At 59.3% G+C, this 15,616-nt stretch carries 18 protein-coding genes; 2 read left to right on the top strand and 16 right to left on the bottom strand.

Features of this window, described 5'->3' with window-relative positions; translation table 11 throughout:
- From tsaB to glmS, 6 genes are all read right to left on the bottom strand, one after another.
- Positions 1–681, bottom strand: a complete 681-nt coding sequence (gene tsaB, locus H2O17_RS03120) for a tRNA (adenosine(37)-N6)-threonylcarbamoyltransferase complex dimerization subunit type 1 TsaB (protein ID WP_182050292.1) — start codon at positions 679–681, stop codon at positions 1–3.
- A complete protein-coding gene (locus H2O17_RS03115; protein ID WP_182050291.1) occupies positions 662–1,537 on the bottom strand; it encodes a hypothetical protein in 876 nt (291 codons plus the stop codon). The genes tsaB and H2O17_RS03115 overlap by 20 nt, the downstream gene beginning before the upstream one ends.
- On the bottom strand, positions 1,534–2,037 hold the full coding sequence (tsaE, locus tag H2O17_RS03110; RefSeq protein ID WP_246311318.1) for a tRNA (adenosine(37)-N6)-threonylcarbamoyltransferase complex ATPase subunit type 1 TsaE: 504 nt from the start codon (positions 2,035–2,037) through the stop codon (positions 1,534–1,536). The genes H2O17_RS03115 and tsaE overlap by 4 nt, the downstream gene beginning before the upstream one ends.
- A gap of 32 nt (positions 2,038–2,069) precedes the next feature.
- Positions 2,070–3,218, bottom strand: coding sequence for an alanine racemase (alr, locus tag H2O17_RS03105; RefSeq protein WP_182050290.1), 1,149 nt, complete (start codon positions 3,216–3,218; stop codon positions 2,070–2,072).
- A gap of 38 nt (positions 3,219–3,256) precedes the next feature.
- The gene (locus tag H2O17_RS03100; protein ID WP_182050289.1) at positions 3,257–4,795 is read right to left on the bottom strand and encodes an NAD(P)H-hydrate epimerase; all 1,539 of its coding nucleotides are present in this window, start codon (positions 4,793–4,795) and stop codon (positions 3,257–3,259) included.
- Between the two features lie 83 nt (positions 4,796–4,878).
- Positions 4,879–6,738, bottom strand: coding sequence for a glutamine--fructose-6-phosphate transaminase (isomerizing) (gene glmS, locus H2O17_RS03095; RefSeq protein ID WP_182050288.1), 1,860 nt, complete (start codon positions 6,736–6,738; stop codon positions 4,879–4,881).
- 167 nt (positions 6,739–6,905) lie between these two features.
- Here glmS and coaA point away from each other — a divergent pair, with 167 nt between their 5' ends.
- Positions 6,906–7,847: a type I pantothenate kinase gene (gene coaA, locus H2O17_RS03090; RefSeq protein WP_182050287.1), complete on the top strand. Its 942-nt coding sequence runs from the start codon at positions 6,906–6,908 to the stop codon at positions 7,845–7,847.
- Positions 7,848–7,916: 69 nt separating this feature from the next.
- Here the strand turns inward: coaA and glmM are convergent, their stop codons facing one another.
- From glmM to truA, 4 genes are all read right to left on the bottom strand, one after another.
- Complete coding sequence (glmM, locus tag H2O17_RS03085) at positions 7,917–9,263, bottom strand: phosphoglucosamine mutase (protein WP_182050286.1); 1,347 nt, start codon at positions 9,261–9,263, stop codon at positions 7,917–7,919.
- A gap of 192 nt (positions 9,264–9,455) precedes the next feature.
- Positions 9,456–9,944 carry a 30S ribosomal protein S9 gene (gene rpsI / locus H2O17_RS03080; protein WP_182050285.1) on the bottom strand — a complete coding sequence of 163 codons (489 nt, stop codon included), beginning with the start codon at positions 9,942–9,944 and terminating at the stop codon, positions 9,456–9,458.
- Between the two features lie 24 nt (positions 9,945–9,968).
- The gene (gene rplM / locus H2O17_RS03075) at positions 9,969–10,412 is read right to left on the bottom strand and encodes a 50S ribosomal protein L13 (protein WP_182050284.1); all 444 of its coding nucleotides are present in this window, start codon (positions 10,410–10,412) and stop codon (positions 9,969–9,971) included.
- Positions 10,413–10,645: 233 nt separating this feature from the next.
- Positions 10,646–11,524, bottom strand: coding sequence for a tRNA pseudouridine(38-40) synthase TruA (truA, locus tag H2O17_RS03070; protein ID WP_182050283.1), 879 nt, complete (start codon positions 11,522–11,524; stop codon positions 10,646–10,648).
- Between truA and H2O17_RS03065 the strand changes: the two genes are divergently transcribed.
- Entirely contained in the window at positions 11,523–12,326 is an 804-nt protein-coding gene (locus H2O17_RS03065; RefSeq protein WP_182050282.1) for an ROK family protein, read from the top strand. The genes truA and H2O17_RS03065 overlap by 2 nt on opposite strands.
- A gap of 68 nt (positions 12,327–12,394) precedes the next feature.
- Here H2O17_RS03065 and rplQ read toward each other — a convergent pair whose 3' ends face one another.
- From rplQ to infA, 6 genes are all read right to left on the bottom strand, one after another.
- Positions 12,395–12,931, bottom strand: coding sequence for a 50S ribosomal protein L17 (rplQ, locus tag H2O17_RS03060; protein WP_182050281.1), 537 nt, complete (start codon positions 12,929–12,931; stop codon positions 12,395–12,397).
- 28 nt (positions 12,932–12,959) lie between these two features.
- Positions 12,960–13,964 carry a DNA-directed RNA polymerase subunit alpha gene (locus H2O17_RS03055; RefSeq protein ID WP_182050280.1) on the bottom strand — a complete coding sequence of 335 codons (1,005 nt, stop codon included), beginning with the start codon at positions 13,962–13,964 and terminating at the stop codon, positions 12,960–12,962.
- Positions 13,965–14,087: 123 nt separating this feature from the next.
- On the bottom strand, positions 14,088–14,498 hold the full coding sequence (gene rpsK, locus H2O17_RS03050; RefSeq protein ID WP_182050279.1) for a 30S ribosomal protein S11: 411 nt from the start codon (positions 14,496–14,498) through the stop codon (positions 14,088–14,090).
- Positions 14,499–14,536: 38 nt separating this feature from the next.
- Positions 14,537–14,911 (bottom strand): 30S ribosomal protein S13, encoded by a 375-nt coding sequence (rpsM, locus tag H2O17_RS03045; protein ID WP_182050278.1) that lies wholly within the window; start codon positions 14,909–14,911, stop codon positions 14,537–14,539.
- 134 nt (positions 14,912–15,045) lie between these two features.
- A complete protein-coding gene (rpmJ, locus tag H2O17_RS03040; protein ID WP_108715249.1) occupies positions 15,046–15,159 on the bottom strand; it encodes a 50S ribosomal protein L36 in 114 nt (37 codons plus the stop codon).
- A 58-nt stretch (positions 15,160–15,217) separates the two neighbouring features.
- On the bottom strand, positions 15,218–15,439 hold the full coding sequence (gene infA / locus H2O17_RS03035) for a translation initiation factor IF-1 (protein ID WP_182050277.1): 222 nt from the start codon (positions 15,437–15,439) through the stop codon (positions 15,218–15,220).
- Positions 15,440–15,616 lie beyond the last annotated feature (177 nt).

The following is a 15,616-nucleotide window of genomic DNA, read 5'->3' as shown; positions in this document are numbered from 1 at the left end:
TTAGGCCTGTGGCTGGGGAACCCCGCCGTTGTGAATATCTGGGCGGCGCAGGTACTGCGGCTGCGTTGAGAGGTCGATCGCTTCACCAGCATCTTGGCGTCCTTGATGGGACAACGCCAAGGTTGCCATCATCGCAGGACGGCACGAGATGGCAGTTGCATCTGCCAGTTCTGGATAGAGATCGGGGTGAGAGGTGGCCACAACAGCTGGGGCCTCATCAAGCATCGCTGGAAGAGCAGCGGGCTTGACTATCTCCGGACCGGACATGACGGCGACGTCGTCGGGCCCCATGGGACGCGCACGCAGAGCAAAGAGCTCCTTACGGCGGGCATCGATGACGGCAAGAACCTCGTCTGCACCGGTGCGAGCGGCACCGAGCGCAATGGTCTCCAATGAAGAGACGCCGACGACGGGAACGTCCCACCCGCGCGCCAACGCACGCGCGGTCATGAGCCCGGCCCGCAACCCTGTAAACGCAGCAGGCCCTGTTCCCGCCACGATGAGGTCAGGCTTTGTGATTCCGGCGTCCGTAAGGACTTTTGCCACCATTGGGGTGAGCGTCTCGGCGTGATGCCGAGTATCAGCTGAGACCTCGCACGCTAGCTCAGTAACGTCGCCCAGGTCGGTGTCCACGACCCCCACGATCGAGCGGTCTGATGTATCAATTGTCAGGATCTTCATTCTTCTTCTCTTCTGGTGTCTTTGGCGCTGGACGTTCTAAGACCTGGATCTCGTCAACGCCGTGACGGAAACGCTTCGGACCTGGTGTATTGGGATCGGAATCGGGTTCAGGCGCTGATGCCGCGTCTTCCTCACCATTGGCATGCTCATATCGGATCCACACGAGGATCCCAATCAACAAAAGCAGAATAATGAGCACTACCACGGCGACGCGCAACACGGTGGTGGACGTGGATGTGGCTCCCGGCGAGGAGGAACCGATTGAACCGGACTCCTCGTCGGTCTGGATAAGGCCTTCGCGCAGCGATGCGTATTGGGCGAGCGAAACCGTTCCTGCCAACACCGATCTCGCAACCGAATCGATTGGCGTCACAGTGCCGTCAGCTGCGAGTGAGAACCACGCGCCGATCACGTCGTCGGAGCCGATGCGCGGTTCGACCACTATCTGCACCTCATCGCGGGGTTCGGCAACGATTGATCCCAGATTGGAATCATCTGTAACTGCTACGAGCCCCGATTGGCCGCCAGTGAATACCGTTGCCAGTGTGCCAACCACGCTTGCGCCCACATAGATGGGCGCAATCCAGATGTCAGACGCCTCGGTTCCATTGCCACTTGCGTTGAACTCGACAGCGTTGAGAGGCTTCTGAAGTTGGAGATTGGCAAGTTGGTCTGCTGATAGATCAGGCATGTCAACTGAAGCGTGGGAACGCACCACAGACAACCCTTGCGAAGAGAACCAATCAGCGGCCGCGTCGGCGCTCCCGTCAGCCTTCGAGGCGCCTTGAGCTGGCACCCCCATGACCACCGTAATGGCCAGCACGAGAAGGGAGACGGCGGCCGCCAACTTCTTCACAGAAGCTCTTCCAATCGAGTCATGATCTCCTGAGCGCGTGGGCCAGTGGCATCAAGACGAACAGTCCGCGGGGCATCCACCGGCAGGTCCTCAACGGTGTCTCCTTGTTCGGAGCCTTCGGGGCGGATGATCGTGAGGGTAAGGCGATCCTCTGTCAGGACTTCGACTTTACCTTCACCCCACTCCACAACAGTGGCGGAATCGGCCAGAGAGGCATCAAGATCAAGTGCGTCGAGTTCGTCGAGTGACGTCAATCGATAGGCATCTACATGAACGAGGTCCGGGCCATCTTCTTGAGCATGATGTACCTGACCAATCACGAAGGTCGGGGATGCAACGCGTCCCGTCACGTTCATGCCCCGCGCAATTCCTTGAGTGAGGGTGGTCTTTCCGGCGCCGAGCGGCCCGTCAAGCATGACTAGGTCTCCACCCTTCAGCAACGATCCAAGCGCTTCGCCAAGGTGGCGCATGTCGTCGGCTTCCGGCACTTGCAGCTCCATGTTCTCCTCCACTCGTCTCCCCCTTCTGTCAATCATGATCTGGGCGCACCCGTGCCATGATAGTAGCGCGGAACGCGCGCCCCAATGCGCGTGATCACTTCCCACCCGATTGTCTTGGTTGCCACAGCCCAATCGTCGGCGGTGGGTAGCCCGTCTTGCGCATCCCCAAACAGGTAGGCGGTGTCGCCTGCCTTCGCTCCCTCCGGCAATTCTGTGACGAACTGGTCCATACAGACCCGACCCGTGACTGTGGTGCGGTGTCCGTTGATCACAAGCGGAGCCGTATTGCTTGCCATTCGGTCGATTCCATCCTCATAGCCGAGCGGCACGACGCCAAGCCGAGTTTCCTTATCCGTCACTGCACTATGCCCATAGGAAATCCCTGTTCCGGCAGGTACCGTGCGATCCACAATCACAGTGGCCGAAAGCTGCATTGCACCGCGGAGATTCAGTTGTGCGGCCGTTCCCATGGCTGGACTTGGCGAGATCCCGTAGAGCGCTGCGCCGGGGCGCACCATGTCATATCGAGCTGCCGGATGCCACAGAGCACCCGATGAAGCGGCAAGATGGTGCAGTTGAACGTCGATCCCCGCAGATGAGACCGCACTGCGGGCCGCCTCGAATCGCTTGACTTGGACGTCTGTGAAGTCGCTTTCGGGTTCATCTGCGCGTGCCAGATGGCTCCATAGCCCGACGACGCGCGCCAAACCGTTGTTCTCAAGCTTCCGGGCTTGGCGTGCTGCTTCTGCCATATCTGACCCGTTGAAGCCACCACGTGCCATACCTGTATCAGCCTTGAGATGGATGCGGGCCGGCTGGCCCACCGCACGAGCAGCCTTTTCCACCTCCTCAAGGGCCCAGAAAGCCCCTACTGAGATGTCGATATTCGCTTCTATTGCGCGAACCAGCGGCGCTCCTGGCGCGTAGATCCAGGTCAGGATGTTCGGCCCTGCTCCCAGTTCGTTGCGAAGCGTTAGCGCTTCACCCAGCTGAGCCACGCCGAAGAAGTTGACTCCAGCGTTTAGGCAAGCGCGTGCCACCTGACTGCGTCCGTGCCCATACGCGTCCGCTTTGACGATCGCCATGATCTGCTGGCCGCTCAATGCGGATTCAATGGTTCGAAGATTGTGGACGATCGCGTCTAGGTTGATGTCAGCACGCGCCGGATAGTAGCAACTCATGGCCACATTCTTCCACCAACAGCCACTGCCCTGCGCAGCTAGTTCGCGAGTGCATCGCCAATCGCCGAACCGATCGCGGCGCTGATGTGGCTGGCTGTGATAGGCCTTCCCCGCCCGGGTCCCGCCGCTATGTGCGCGGCTCGCCCGTGCACCCACGAGGCCGCGGCAGCGATCCGCGCGGGAATGCCGCGCCCTTGTCCGAGTTCGGCGAGTTCATCACCCCAGCCTGCAAGCATTGCTCCGAGCAGGCCCGCCTGAACGTCGCCCGCTCCAGCCACACCGCGCCATGCCGGCGCACCGCCCTGCGCATACAAGGGATCGTCAGGGCCACAGGCAATATCTATGCTGCCCTTAAGCAGAATCGTGGCACCAGTGAGGGTCGCAGCAATCCGTGCGTACTTTGCTGGAGCGTTCTCCACATCGGCGCGGGTAGTGACTTCCCCGCGGCCGGTCAACAGCTGCGCTAACTCCCCGGCGTGCGGCGTGAGCACCACCGTGGAAGGCAGATCGGTTTCCACTGCCAGTTCTATCGCGCCGGCATCCAACACCACAGGAAACCCGTCAGCTACTGATTCCTGTAACCGGCGCGCGGCTTCAGCGGCAGCTTCGGTTTCAGCCATATCCATGCCCGAACCGATAACCCAGCACTGGACTCGCCCAGGGGCAGTCACGATCTCCGGATAGCGCGCAATAACCATGCGCCGCACGTCCTTGGGGCCCGCATAGCGGACCATTCCGGGCCCTGCAGCCAACGCTGCACCTGCGGAGAGTAACGCAGCGCCCGGATATGAATCGGACCCAGTCATGAGGCCCACCACACCGCGGGTGTATTTGTGGGAGGAAGGTCCAGGAATATCCCACAGGTCCAGCACATCGGCTTCAGAAAGTGAGAGCAAGGCCGGTTCGGGCGGAAGGAACTCCTCGATGCCAAGCGGGACCTCAACCACCTGCCCGGCGTACCGGCATCCCGGATCTAGGATAAGGCCAGGTTTGGACGCACCCATCGTGACCGTCACGTCTGCATGGAGCGCTGGGCCTACGACGACGCCGTCGTCGCTACCAACGCCTGTTGGAACATCGATCGCAATCATGATCGGCTCATGGGCGCGCATGCGCCGTACCTCTTCAAGGGATTCGACAAGGGTTGCCATCGGTTCGCGAAGTGCACCGCGAGCGCCGATGCCCACAAGGCCGTCCAGCCACACCACGGCGGGCAATGCAAGGCTCTCGATGAACTCAGACGAACCACCTGTGGCTTCGTCCAGAGAATGAATGCGTACCCTTGCGCGGCGAGCTGCCGCCAGGCCTTGTTCGTGACAAGAGCCGAGGCACAAGGCTGAGACTTGCATGCCTCGCTGGGCAAGGCGGGCAGCTGCGAATAGGGCGTCGCCTCCATTATTCCCAGCCCCCACTAGAGCCAAGACGGAAGTACCCGATATGCCGATACCTCTGCGGCGTAGCTCCGCCACGGTTTCGAATGCTGTGGCTGCCGCCGCGCGCTGCATGAGCGGCGTCCCGGCGGCGAGCAACGGCACCTCTGCTTGGCGAATGTCATGAGATCGATATGCCCTGAGCATGGACTGTTCCTCCCTCTCCAATGCCACGAACCCGCAGGGGCCTCAACAGCGAGCGGGCCACGCCCGCGAGGTGTGCAGTTCGCTTATTCCACCGTAACTGACTTGGCGAGGTTACGCGGCTTGTCCACGTCATAACCCTTGACCCGGGCAAGTTCACTGGCGAAGATCTGAAGCGGAACCACCGTGACAAGCGGCATCATGAGCGTGGGAGTGGTACGGGGAACCCAGAAGATCGTGTCAGCATAGGAAGCTGCTTCAGAATCTCCTTCCTCAGCAATCGCAATGGTGCGGGCGCCACGTGCCCGTACTTCCTGAAGATTCGAAATGACCTTGGAGTGAAGAAGCGGGCGCCGAGGTGTAGGTACGATCACAAACACTGGCAGGCCAGGTTCAATAAGGGCGATTGGCCCGTGCTTGAGCTCACCCGCAGCAAAGCCTTCGGCGTGGATGTAGGCGAGCTCCTTGAGCTTGAGCGCACCTTCCAACGCCACCGGATAGCCCACGTGACGGCCAAGGAAGAGCACCGACGTTACGTCTGACATCGAGCGAGCCAGCTCCCGCACGTCCGATTCGAGCCCCAGCACCTCTTCGATCCGATCTGGCATCTTGCCCAGTTCATCCAAATAGGTGGCGATTTCATCCACGTACTTGTTGCCACGCAGTTCAGCAAGGTAAAGACCGAGCAGGTAGCACGCCGTGATCTGAGCGATGAACGCCTTGGTGGAAGCCACTGCGACCTCTGGGCCCGCATGAGTGTAAAGCACAGCATCGGATTCCCGGGCGATGGTTGAACCGTGCGTATTGACGATCGCCAGCACCTTTGAGCCTTGTTCGCGGGCGTGGCGGATGGCCATGAGAGTATCCATGGTTTCTCCTGACTGCGAGATCGCCACAACCAAGGTCTTCTCATTCACCACCGGATCGCGGTAGCGGAATTCGTGAGCAAGCTCCACTTCAACCGGGATCCGGCACCAGTGTTCGATGGCGTACTTGGCCACGTGCCCTGCGTAGGCGGCGGTACCACAGGCCACCACGATGATCTTGTCAACGGAACGCAACACTGCTTCCGAAATACGCATCTCATCCAACTGGAGCCCGCCATCGGGAGTGGTGCGCCCCCGCAGTGTCTCAGCAACGGCCGTGGGCGCCTCATGAATCTCCTTATCCATGAAGGTGTCATAGCCACCCTTAACAGCAGCATTGACATCCCAATCCACCTCAAACCTGCGGCCAGTTTGTTCGTTGCCCTTGAAATCAACCACGCGAACTGAATCAGGAGTTACCTGAACTATCTGATCTTGTCCGAGTTCCATAGCGTGGCGAGTCTGGCCCACGAATGCTGCAACATCAGAGCCCAAGTAGTTCTCTCCCTCTCCCAGTCCAACGACTAGTGGGGAATTACGCCGGGCAGCGACAATCGCGTGCGGATCATCGCGGTCTAGTGCCACGAAAGTGAATGAGCCTTCAAGGCGGGAAGCTAAGCGGCACATCGCTTCGAGAAGCGTGCCGCCATGTGACATCTCCAGCGCCAGCTGGTGGGCTGCTACCTCTGTGTCGGTCTGCGATACGGGTGTGACGCCATGATCGGCCAGTTCGGCGCGCAGCTGTTGAAAATTCTCAATGATGCCATTGTGTACAACGGCCACCCTGCCATCGTAGGAAACATGCGGGTGCGCATTTGCATCGGTTGGCCCACCATGGGTGGCCCACCGGGTGTGACCAATGGCGGCCTCGCCTGCCGGCAGCGGGTGTTCAGCCAGCTCACCACGAAGATTGTCCAGACGGCCGGCCTTCTTTGCCACCTTCATGCCATCTGGGCCCGCAACCGCAACGCCCGCGGAATCGTATCCGCGATACTCAAGCCGAGCCAGACCTTCAAGTACGACGTCAAGTGGGCGGTTTGATGCAACGGCCGAACCAACGTATCCAACGATTCCACACATGGGCTTAGTCTATCCACGTCCAAGGACAATCACTGTGACCACCACTTCACGGCGGTTGGCAGACCGCCCAAAAATCGACCATGAGCGTCCATATGTGACGGAAACCTTGCAATTTCGTGCCTCCCAAGACAGCAGACCAGCCACCCCTGCCAGTAAACTTCTGACCCATGGAAGCAGCGGCATCTTCGACGCACGTGGTCAAGTTCTCTCATGAGCAGTGGAGTGCTCTTGCCAAGTCCACCCCACTCCCCCTCAGCCACAGCGATATTCGCCGGCTCTCAGCGCTCGGCGATCCCATCGACCTTTCCGAGGCCGATGCAATCTATCGCCCGCTTTCCGCACTACTTCAGATGTACTCGGCCGAACAAGGCTCTCTTCACACGGCGACGTCGTCGTTCCTAGGACTTGAAGAAGCTCGCACCCCGTTTGTGATTGGGGTAGCCGGATCAGTGGCAGTAGGAAAGTCCACCACGGCGCGTCTCCTCCAGGAGCTACTGCGCCGCTGGCCAGCCACTCCTAAGGTTGATCTGGTCACAACCGACGGCTTTCTCTACCCCAACGCGGAACTCGAGCGGCGTGGCATCGAGTTGCGAAAGGGCTTCCCAGAGTCATATGACAGGGCCTCGCTGCTTGACTTCCTCATGCAGGTCAAAGCCGGGCGGCCAAACGTCGCGGCGCCAGTCTATGACCACCTCACGTATGACATCGTTCCGGGTCAGTACATCGAGATCAACCATCCCGACGTGCTCATCATTGAGGGTCTGAACGTGCTTCAGCCACCACGCAAGGATGCGAAGGAACTCATGGCCGTGTCCGACTTCTTCGACGTCTCCATCTACGTAGATGCTGATGAGGATGACATTCGCCGCTGGTACCTCGAACGCACACTGCGCCTACGCAACATCGCTTTCAGCCAGCCTGCTTCCTACTTTCACCAGTTCAGCGCCATGGATGAAGATGAGCTCGTCGAGCGCACTCTGGGTATCTGGGACTCCGTCAATGGGCCAAACCTCGCCCAAAACATCGCTCCCACCAAGTCGCGTGCGGACATCGTTTTGCGTAAGGGGCCCGACCACGTGGTCGAAGAGGTTATCCTCCGCAAGATCTAGCTCACAATGGAGATGTGGGGCGCCTTTGGACGCCCCACACTCCTTCTTCAGTACTCGTTGTGGATATATCTACAGTGCCAGCTCGCGAGCCACCACTTCGGCCAGCGATGCCGCGACGGCGTCTGCTTCTTCTTGAGTGGCGGCCTCTACCATCACGCGTACCAACGGCTCTGTACCAGAAGGCCGCAAGAGGACCCGGCCGGTCTCGCCAAGGGAGCGCTCCGCAGTTTCCACGGCGGCGGTCAGCTCCGTGTTGGTGGGTGCCTTTCGCTTGTCCACATTGGGAACGTTGATAAGGGTTTGCGGCAAGCGCTGAATCTGCGAAGCAAGCTCGGCGAGCGTCTTGCCAGACTTGACCAGCTCTGCGCACACCAACAACGCGGTAAGCGTGCCATCCCCCGTGGTGGCGTGCTCAAGTGCAATCACATGACCAGACTGTTCGCCGCCGATCGCGTAACCACCTTCACGCATTGCCTCGAGGACATAGCGGTCACCCACGGCCGTTTGGACGGTAGCGATACCTGCGGCGCGCATAGCAAGAATGAGGCCAAGATTGGACATAACTGTCACAACGAGCGTGTCATGAGGGAGCTTGCCCTGTTTCTTGAGTGAGATCGCGAGAATGCCCATGATCTGATCACCATCAACCATGTTGCCCTCTGAATCAACGGCCAAACAGCGATCGGCGTCGCCGTCGAATCCAAACCCGCAATCCGCACCTTCCGCGACGACGGCGGCTTGGAGGGATTCGGGATGGGTGGAGCCGCAGTTCTCGTTGATGTTGTAGCCGTCCGGAGATGCATTGATCACCACGACCTCAGCCCCCGCACTGCGAAGGGCGGCCGGCGCTACTGCCGAGGTTGCGCCGTTCGCGCAATCGACCACTACCTTCAGACCCTCCAGAGAAACGTCGATACTTGAGATGAGATGGTGAATATAGGCTTCATCAGCACTCTCAGTTGCATCTGAGATTCGGCCGACGCCGGCGCCAGTTGGTCGCGACCACTTCGAGCCCAGAATCCCCTCAATCTCATCTTCGAGCGCATCCTCCAGCTTGTACCCGCCCCGGGCAAAGAACTTAATGCCGTTGTCAGGCATCGGATTGTGGGACGCTGAAATGACGACGCCAAGATCTACGTCCTGGCTGGCAGTGAGAAACGCTAGGCCGGGCGTTGGCAACACGTTAACGTGCTCCACATCCACGCCCGCACTGGCAAGCCCTGCGGCCATCGCTTGACCCAGCAGCTCACCACTGACTCGGGTGTCGCGGGCAATCACGGCCCGCGGCCGCCGCCCCTCCTGCGCCGCCTTCGTCAAGACTCGAGCTGCAGCATCGCCGAGCGACAATGCCAGATTAGCTGTGATCTCGCGATTGGCGAGGCCACGGACACCGTCGGTGCCAAAAAGTCGAGGCATTTCTCCTCCTACGGAACAACGACTTCGGTTGTGGTGGTAACCGAACCTTCCCTAGCCTACCGCGCCAGACTAGCCAACACTGTAACCACACTGAGCCGCCCGTATGAGCACTCAGGAGTCCCTTTGGAAAACCCCAAGATAAACAAGGAGGGGCTCCACCATACGGTGGAGCCCCTCCAATAAGCTGAATGATCAGCGCTTCGAGAACTGCGAAGCCTTGCGGGCCTTCTTGAGACCAGCCTTCTTGCGCTCAACAGCGCGAGCATCGCGGGTCAGGAAGCCAGCCTTCTTGAGCGGAGCGCGGTTCGCGTCACGGTCAATCTCATTCAATGCACGAGAGATTCCGAGGCGAAGTGCGCCAGCTTGACCGGAGACTCCGCCACCGCTAATTCGAGCGACGACGTCAAAACGGCCTTCAAGATCGAGCAGGGCAAACGGCGAGTTAACGAGCTGCTGGTGCAGCTTGTTGGGGAAGTAATCGTCAAGGGCGCGGCCGTTGACCTTCCATTCGCCGGTTCCTGGGATCAGACGAACGCGAGCAACGGCCTCCTTGCGACGGCCGAGCCCAGCGCCCGGGGCGGTCAGGGATGCACCCTGACCAGTGCGGGGAGCTTCGCTCTCCGTTGTGTATGAGCCGGTGAATTCCTCATCCAGCTCGGTATCGATGGTAGTTTCAGCCATGAGTTAATGTCCTGTTCCGGGTGCTCACTGAGCAATCTTCTTGAGCTCGAACACTTCGGCTTGCTGGGCCTTGTGCGGGTGCTCAGCACCTGCGTAGACCTTGAGCTTGGTGATCTGCTTGCGGCCAAGGGTGTTCTTTGGGAGCATTCCCGCAACAGCCTTCTCGACGGCGCGCTCTGGATTGGAAGCGAGCAGCTCAGTGTAGCTAGTAGCCTTCAAACCGCCCGGGAAGCCAGAATGGTGATACGCGAACTTCTGTTCACGCTTGCTTCCAGTCAACGCGACCTTGTCGGCGTTGATGATAATGACAAAATCGCCATTATCTGCGTTCGGTGCAAAGGTCGGCTTATGCTTCCCACGGAGCAGGGTGGCAACCTGAGCTGCCAGTCGGCCAAGGACGACATCGGTGGCATCAATGAGATACCACTTTGGCTCGACGTCGCCGGGCTTCGGTGAATACGTGCGCACGGGCGTAGCCTTCGTTTCTCGTGTCGGTCGCCGCGATTGAAGCGTGCGGCGCCCAGGATAAGTTGATCAATTGTTGGACACTGTACCGGCGAGTGGGAAGGCGCCATGCGTACAGCGTGCACAACATTTGACAATCATACTTGCCAGCACTACTCCGGTCAAAGAATGTACAGCGCTGTGAGTGAGTGCACGTTCAGTGAATCCAACCTCCCGGAACAATGCTTCATGTCGGGCTAACACTCTAGGCACCGAACCGCACGAGTCTGGAGGGCCCGCGCAGCCAACTCGGTGTGATCAGGGTAAGTGACCCGCTCCAACGTGAGTGGATGAGGTGGCGCCACCACCACTTGTCCGTCTCGTGATCGTTCGATCAAGCGCTGTGCTGGCCATGCCTCCGATTGGCTACCATCGCCCACACGCATGAGGGTTCCCACGAGTGTGCGCACCATAGAATGGCAGAATGCGTCCGCTTGGGCCGTAACTTCGATAATCCCTTCGTTACGCACTGCCCCCAACCTCTGAAGGGTGCGAATCGTCGTCGCCCCGTCGCGTGGCTTGCAATAGGAAATGAAGTCGTGTTCACCCAACAATGGAATGGCTGACCGGTTCATGGCCTCCACATCGAGCTGATCGGGAACCCAGAGCACATCCCTGCGCCGCAGTGGATCGAACTGGTCAGGATCGTCGCAGATTCGATACGTGTAGCTTCGTGATAGCGCGGAAAACCGGGCATCAAAGCCCTCCGGTGCGCGGGTTATTGAGTGTACGACGACGTCGCTAGACCCCTTGGGCCCGTCCGCGTCACGTGCGAGGAGTGCCGAAAGGCGCACGCGAAGGGCCTCTTCTGGGCTCCGCGTGGATCTGCCGGGCAAACTCGTGAAAGCAGACGCAGAGATGTCCATATGAGCCACTTGGCCACGTGCGTGCACACCGGCGTCCGTGCGCCCCGCAACAGTCAGTGCCACATCCTCACGCAGAATCGTGCTCAGCGCCTCTGTCAGACGCCCCTCCACGGTTCTGAGACCGGGTTGGGCGGCCCACCCATGAAACTGCGAACCATCGTAGGCGAGGTCGAGCCTCAAACGGATCAGATGCGATACGGTCGAACTCATGAACGCAGTTTCCCACACGCCTGCCGGTGGTCCCAAGCCAAACCCACGCACCCTCGCAGTTGATTGCGGCGGTGGCGGAATCAAGAGCTGCCTCCTTGACGCGGGCGGCTTCCAGTTGGGCAACGCCATTCGCACACCGCTGCGATACCCACTTCCTCCTGAAGACTTGCTTGGAATTGTTGCCTCCCACGCGGAACAACTCGGATCATTCGATCGCATCACCATGGGCATACCTGGCATGATTCGTCATGGCGTTGTTGTGTACACGCCCCATTACATTCGCAAGGCTGGGCCGCATACCCGCATACTTCCTGAGCTAGCCGATGCCTGGGACCACCTCGATATTGAAGGGCGCCTAACAACGTCCTTTGGAGTGCCTGCCCTCGTTTTGAACGACGCCGAAGTCGCTGCCGCGGGTGTGGTTTCAGGCCAGGGTTCCGAGTTGGTCATCACACTTGGCACTGGGCTCGGCAATGCACTCATCGATGAGGGCCAACTCTCCCCTCACCTAGAGATCTCACATGCGCCGTTGCGGTGGGGCCTCACCTACGATGACTACATTGGAGAGGCCGAACGAATCCGATTGGGCGATTCGGCTTGGTCAAGGCGAGTTTTGAAGGCTGTAGATACGCTCTGGCCTGTGTTCAGATGGGACCGGCTCTACCTCGGAGGGGGAAACTCAGCACGCATTCGGCCAGCGATACGCGAGCAATTTCCTGAGAACGTGACGTTCATACCCAATGCCGCTGGCATGAACGGTGGCGTGCGGGCGTGGGCTCTGGCCGGGCGTGGCGCCGAGTAGTACAGAACCCATAAGCAAAGGGTGCCCGGTTCGAATGAACCGGGCACCCTTTCAAGCTAACGAAGTTTTCACTTCTCGTCAGCAGCCTCTTCCACGGAAGCGTCGGCGCCTTCGGCTTCGACTACTTCTTCGGCTTCGACTACTTCTTCGGCTTCGACTACTTCCTCTGCCTCAGGCTCAACCGTCGCAGCAGCGGCAGCCTTGGCGGCCTTCTCTGCTTCGGCAACTACTGCCTGCTTCGGGGAAACCTTCTCAGTCACGAGGGAGATGACGGCCATAGAGGCGTTGTCGCCCTTACGGTTGCCGATCTTGGTCACGCGAGTGTAGCCACCCTCGCGCTCTGCGAACAGAGGTGCGAGTTCCTCGAAGAGGATGTAGGCGGTTTCACGATCGCGCACAACCTTGAGAGCTTCGCGGCGTGCTGCCGTGTCACCCTTCTTGGCCTTCGTGATGAGCTTGTCCATGTAAGGCTGGACGGTCTTCGCGCGGGACTCAGTCGTGGTAATCGACTTGTGGTGGATGAGTTCCTTGCAAAGGTTCGCGATGATAAGGCGCTGATGAGCGGCAGAGCCGCCGAGGCGCGCGCCCTTCTTGGGCTTGGGCATGTGTCTTGTCTCCTATTAAGTGCGGCCCTCAGGCCTGCAAGTCGTCGCTGAACTGCATCGTGTAGCTGTCATCTCCGTAAGTGGAGAGGTAGCCAGCCGGCGAGTCCTTGAGGCGCAGGTCAAGCTTCGCAAGCTCAACCTTCACATCTTCGATCGACTTGGCTCCGAAATTACGGATGTCGAGGAGATCAGCCTCTGAACGCTGGATGAGTTCACCAATGGTGTGAATGCCCTCGCGCTGCAGGCAGTTCTGCGAGCGGGCCGGGAGGCTCAGAATCGTAATCGGACGCTGGAGATCCGAGGACTGGGTTTCGACAACTGGCGCAGGACCAATCTCGATACCTTCGGCCTCTTCATTCAGATCGACGCACAGTCCGAACAGCTCAACAAGCGTCTTACCTGCTGAGGCAAGCGCGTCACGCGGCGTGGTGGACGGCTTGGTCTCAACGTCAACGATCAGCTTGTCAAAGTCGGTGCGCTGCTCAACACGGGTTGCCTCGACCTTGTAGGACACCTTGAGAACCGGGGAGTAGATCGAGTCAATCGGAATGCGACCGATTTCGTCTTCTGCACCTTTGTTCTGAAGAGCGGAAACATAGCCACGGCCACGTTCCACCGTCAGATCGACCTCAATCTTGCCCTTCTCGTTGAGAGTGGCAATGTGAAGATCGGGGTTGTGGATCTCAACGCCCGCAGGCGGAGTGATATCCGCTGCGGTTACCTCGCATGGTCCCTGCTTGCGCAGGTACATGAGGACGGGTTCGTCATTCTCTGAGGAGACAACGAGTTCCTTGAGGTTCAAGATGATTTCGGCAACATCTTCCTTGACGCCCGCAATGGTGGAGAACTCATGGAGAACACCATCAATACGAACCGACGTAACTGCTGCGCCCGGAATGGACGAGAGCAACGTGCGGCGCATTGAGTTGCCGAGCGTGTAGCCGAAGCCTGGCTCGAGCGGCTCGAGGACAAAGCGCGAACGATTCTCTGAAACCTGCTCCTCTGTGAGGACAGGACGCTGTGCAATAAGCACGATTCTTTCCTTTCAGCGGGTGCCCACTATTTGACACCCATCCAAATCCCGGCAGCCCTCTATCTGGCTGCGCGAGGGGCGAGCAGGCGAACCTACTCTGGGATGCGGTCTAGACCGCTGAGGTCAAACGCGGCGGCGCTTCGGCGGGCGGCAACCGTTGTGCGCCTGAGGAGTCACATCGGAGATCGAAGTGACTTCCAGACCGGATGCCGTGAGCGAGCGGATTGCGGTCTCGCGACCAGAACCCGGGCCCTTGACGAAGACGTCAACCTTCTTCATACCCTGATCCATTGCATGGCGGGCAGCGTTCTCAGCGGCAAGCTGTGCGGCGTAAGGGGTGGATTTACGTGAACCCTTGAAGCCAACCTGACCGGAGGAGCAAGAAGCGATGACAGCACCTGTTGGATCCGTGATGGAAACGATGGTGTTGTTGAATGTGGACTTGATGTGCGCCTGTCCAACAGCGATGTTCCGGCGCTCTTTGCGGCGCGGACGACGGGTGCCAGAGGCAGCCTGACGAGTCTTAGCGGGCATGATCTACTTTCTTCTCTCGAACTATCGACGAGAAGGCCTTACTTGGCCTTCTTCTTGCCAGCGACGGTGCGCTTCGGGCCCTTGCGGGTGCGTGCGTTGGTCTTGGTGCGCTGACCGTGAACCGGCAGTCCGCGACGATGGCGAATGCCCTGGTAGCAGCCGATCTCAATCTTGCGACGAATGTCGGCCTGAACCTCGCGGCGCAGGTCTCCTTCGACCTTGTAGTTCTCGTCGATGTGATTCTTGAGGTTGACCAGATCCTCTTCCGTCAGATCCTTGACGCGCGTATCGGGGTTGACACCCGTTGCAGCCAAGGTCTCTGTCGCACGAGTGCGGCCAATACCGTAGATATAGGTAAGCGCGATCTCAACTCGCTTTTCGCGAGGGAGGTCTACGCCAGAGAGACGTGCCAATTTCTTAGCTCCTGATGTTGTTCCGAAGGTATCGAACACTGCGTTTCTCCACGAGTCTCACCGTGAAGCCTCGGCCTTCGGACCGGGGGCATGTGAGCAGTGTTTGGGTAAGCGGGAAATCCCGCCGCGTCAGATTAGCCCTGACGCTGCTTGTGCCGCGGGTTTTCGCAGATGACCATAACGCGACCGTGCCGGCGAATTACCTTGCACTTGTCGCAGATCCTCTTAACGCTGGGCTTGACCTTCATTGTCGTACTTTCTTTTGCCGGCCGGCTATCGCCGCGAACGGCGCTAGCAAATCGGGGCTCACTTATAGCGGTACACGATCCGTCCGCGGGACAGGTCGTAGGGCGTCAGCTCCACAACCACGCGGTCCTCAGGAAGGATCTTGATGTAGTGCTGACGTATCTTGCCAGAGATGTGCGCAAGCACCACGTGCCCGTTCTCCATCTCTACACGAAACATCGCGTTCGGGAGTGCCTCTACGACAACTCCTTCAACCTCGATGACGCCATCCTTCTTCGCCATAACCCTCGCTAACAGTAAAACCGCTCCCGAACCGGGTTGTCTGGGACCGGGGTACACGTGCCCGGGGGCAGGACGTACCAAAGGTCAATACTACCCATTCGCAGCCCATTACGAAACCCGAGGTCGTGGTGGAACTGATCACCTTCGGTGACGAATGCTCCAACGGTGACGAATGCT

This window comes from Changpingibacter yushuensis (assembly GCF_014041995.1).
In the GTDB taxonomy this organism is placed as follows: Bacteria; Actinomycetota; Actinomycetes; order Actinomycetales; family Actinomycetaceae; genus Changpingibacter; species Changpingibacter yushuensis.
The sequence above is the reverse complement of the archived record's forward strand: the minus strand, read 5'-3'. Positions and strand labels throughout refer to the sequence as shown.

Coding starts and splice junctions, on each gene's coding strand:
- coaA (WP_182050287.1), top strand. CDS start 6,906: ATGGAAGCAGCGGCATCTTCGACGCACGTGGTCAAGTTCTCTCATGAG.
- rpsI (WP_182050285.1), bottom strand. CDS start 9,944: ATGGCTGAAACTACCATCGATACCGAGCTGGATGAGGAATTCACCGGC.
- truA (WP_182050283.1), bottom strand. CDS start 11,524: ATGAGTTCGACCGTATCGCATCTGATCCGTTTGAGGCTCGACCTCGCC.
- H2O17_RS03100 (WP_182050289.1), bottom strand. CDS start 4,795: ATGCTCAGGGCATATCGATCTCATGACATTCGCCAAGCAGAGGTGCCG.
- infA (WP_182050277.1), bottom strand. CDS start 15,439: ATGGCGAAGAAGGATGGCGTCATCGAGGTTGAAGGAGTTGTCGTAGAG.
- tsaB (WP_182050292.1), bottom strand. CDS start 681: ATGAAGATCCTGACAATTGATACATCAGACCGCTCGATCGTGGGGGTC.
- rplQ (WP_182050281.1), bottom strand. CDS start 12,931: ATGCCCAAGCCCAAGAAGGGCGCGCGCCTCGGCGGCTCTGCCGCTCAT.
- tsaE (WP_246311318.1), bottom strand. CDS start 2,037: ATGGAGCTGCAAGTGCCGGAAGCCGACGACATGCGCCACCTTGGCGAA.
- H2O17_RS03065 (WP_182050282.1), top strand. CDS start 11,523: ATGAACGCAGTTTCCCACACGCCTGCCGGTGGTCCCAAGCCAAACCCA.
- glmS (WP_182050288.1), bottom strand. CDS start 6,738: ATGTGTGGAATCGTTGGATACGTTGGTTCGGCCGTTGCATCAAACCGC.
- alr (WP_182050290.1), bottom strand. CDS start 3,218: ATGAGTTGCTACTATCCGGCGCGTGCTGACATCAACCTAGACGCGATC.
- rpmJ (WP_108715249.1), bottom strand. CDS start 15,159: ATGAAGGTCAAGCCCAGCGTTAAGAGGATCTGCGACAAGTGCAAGGTA.
- rpsK (WP_182050279.1), bottom strand. CDS start 14,498: ATGCCCGCTAAGACTCGTCAGGCTGCCTCTGGCACCCGTCGTCCGCGC.
- glmM (WP_182050286.1), bottom strand. CDS start 9,263: ATGCCTCGACTTTTTGGCACCGACGGTGTCCGTGGCCTCGCCAATCGC.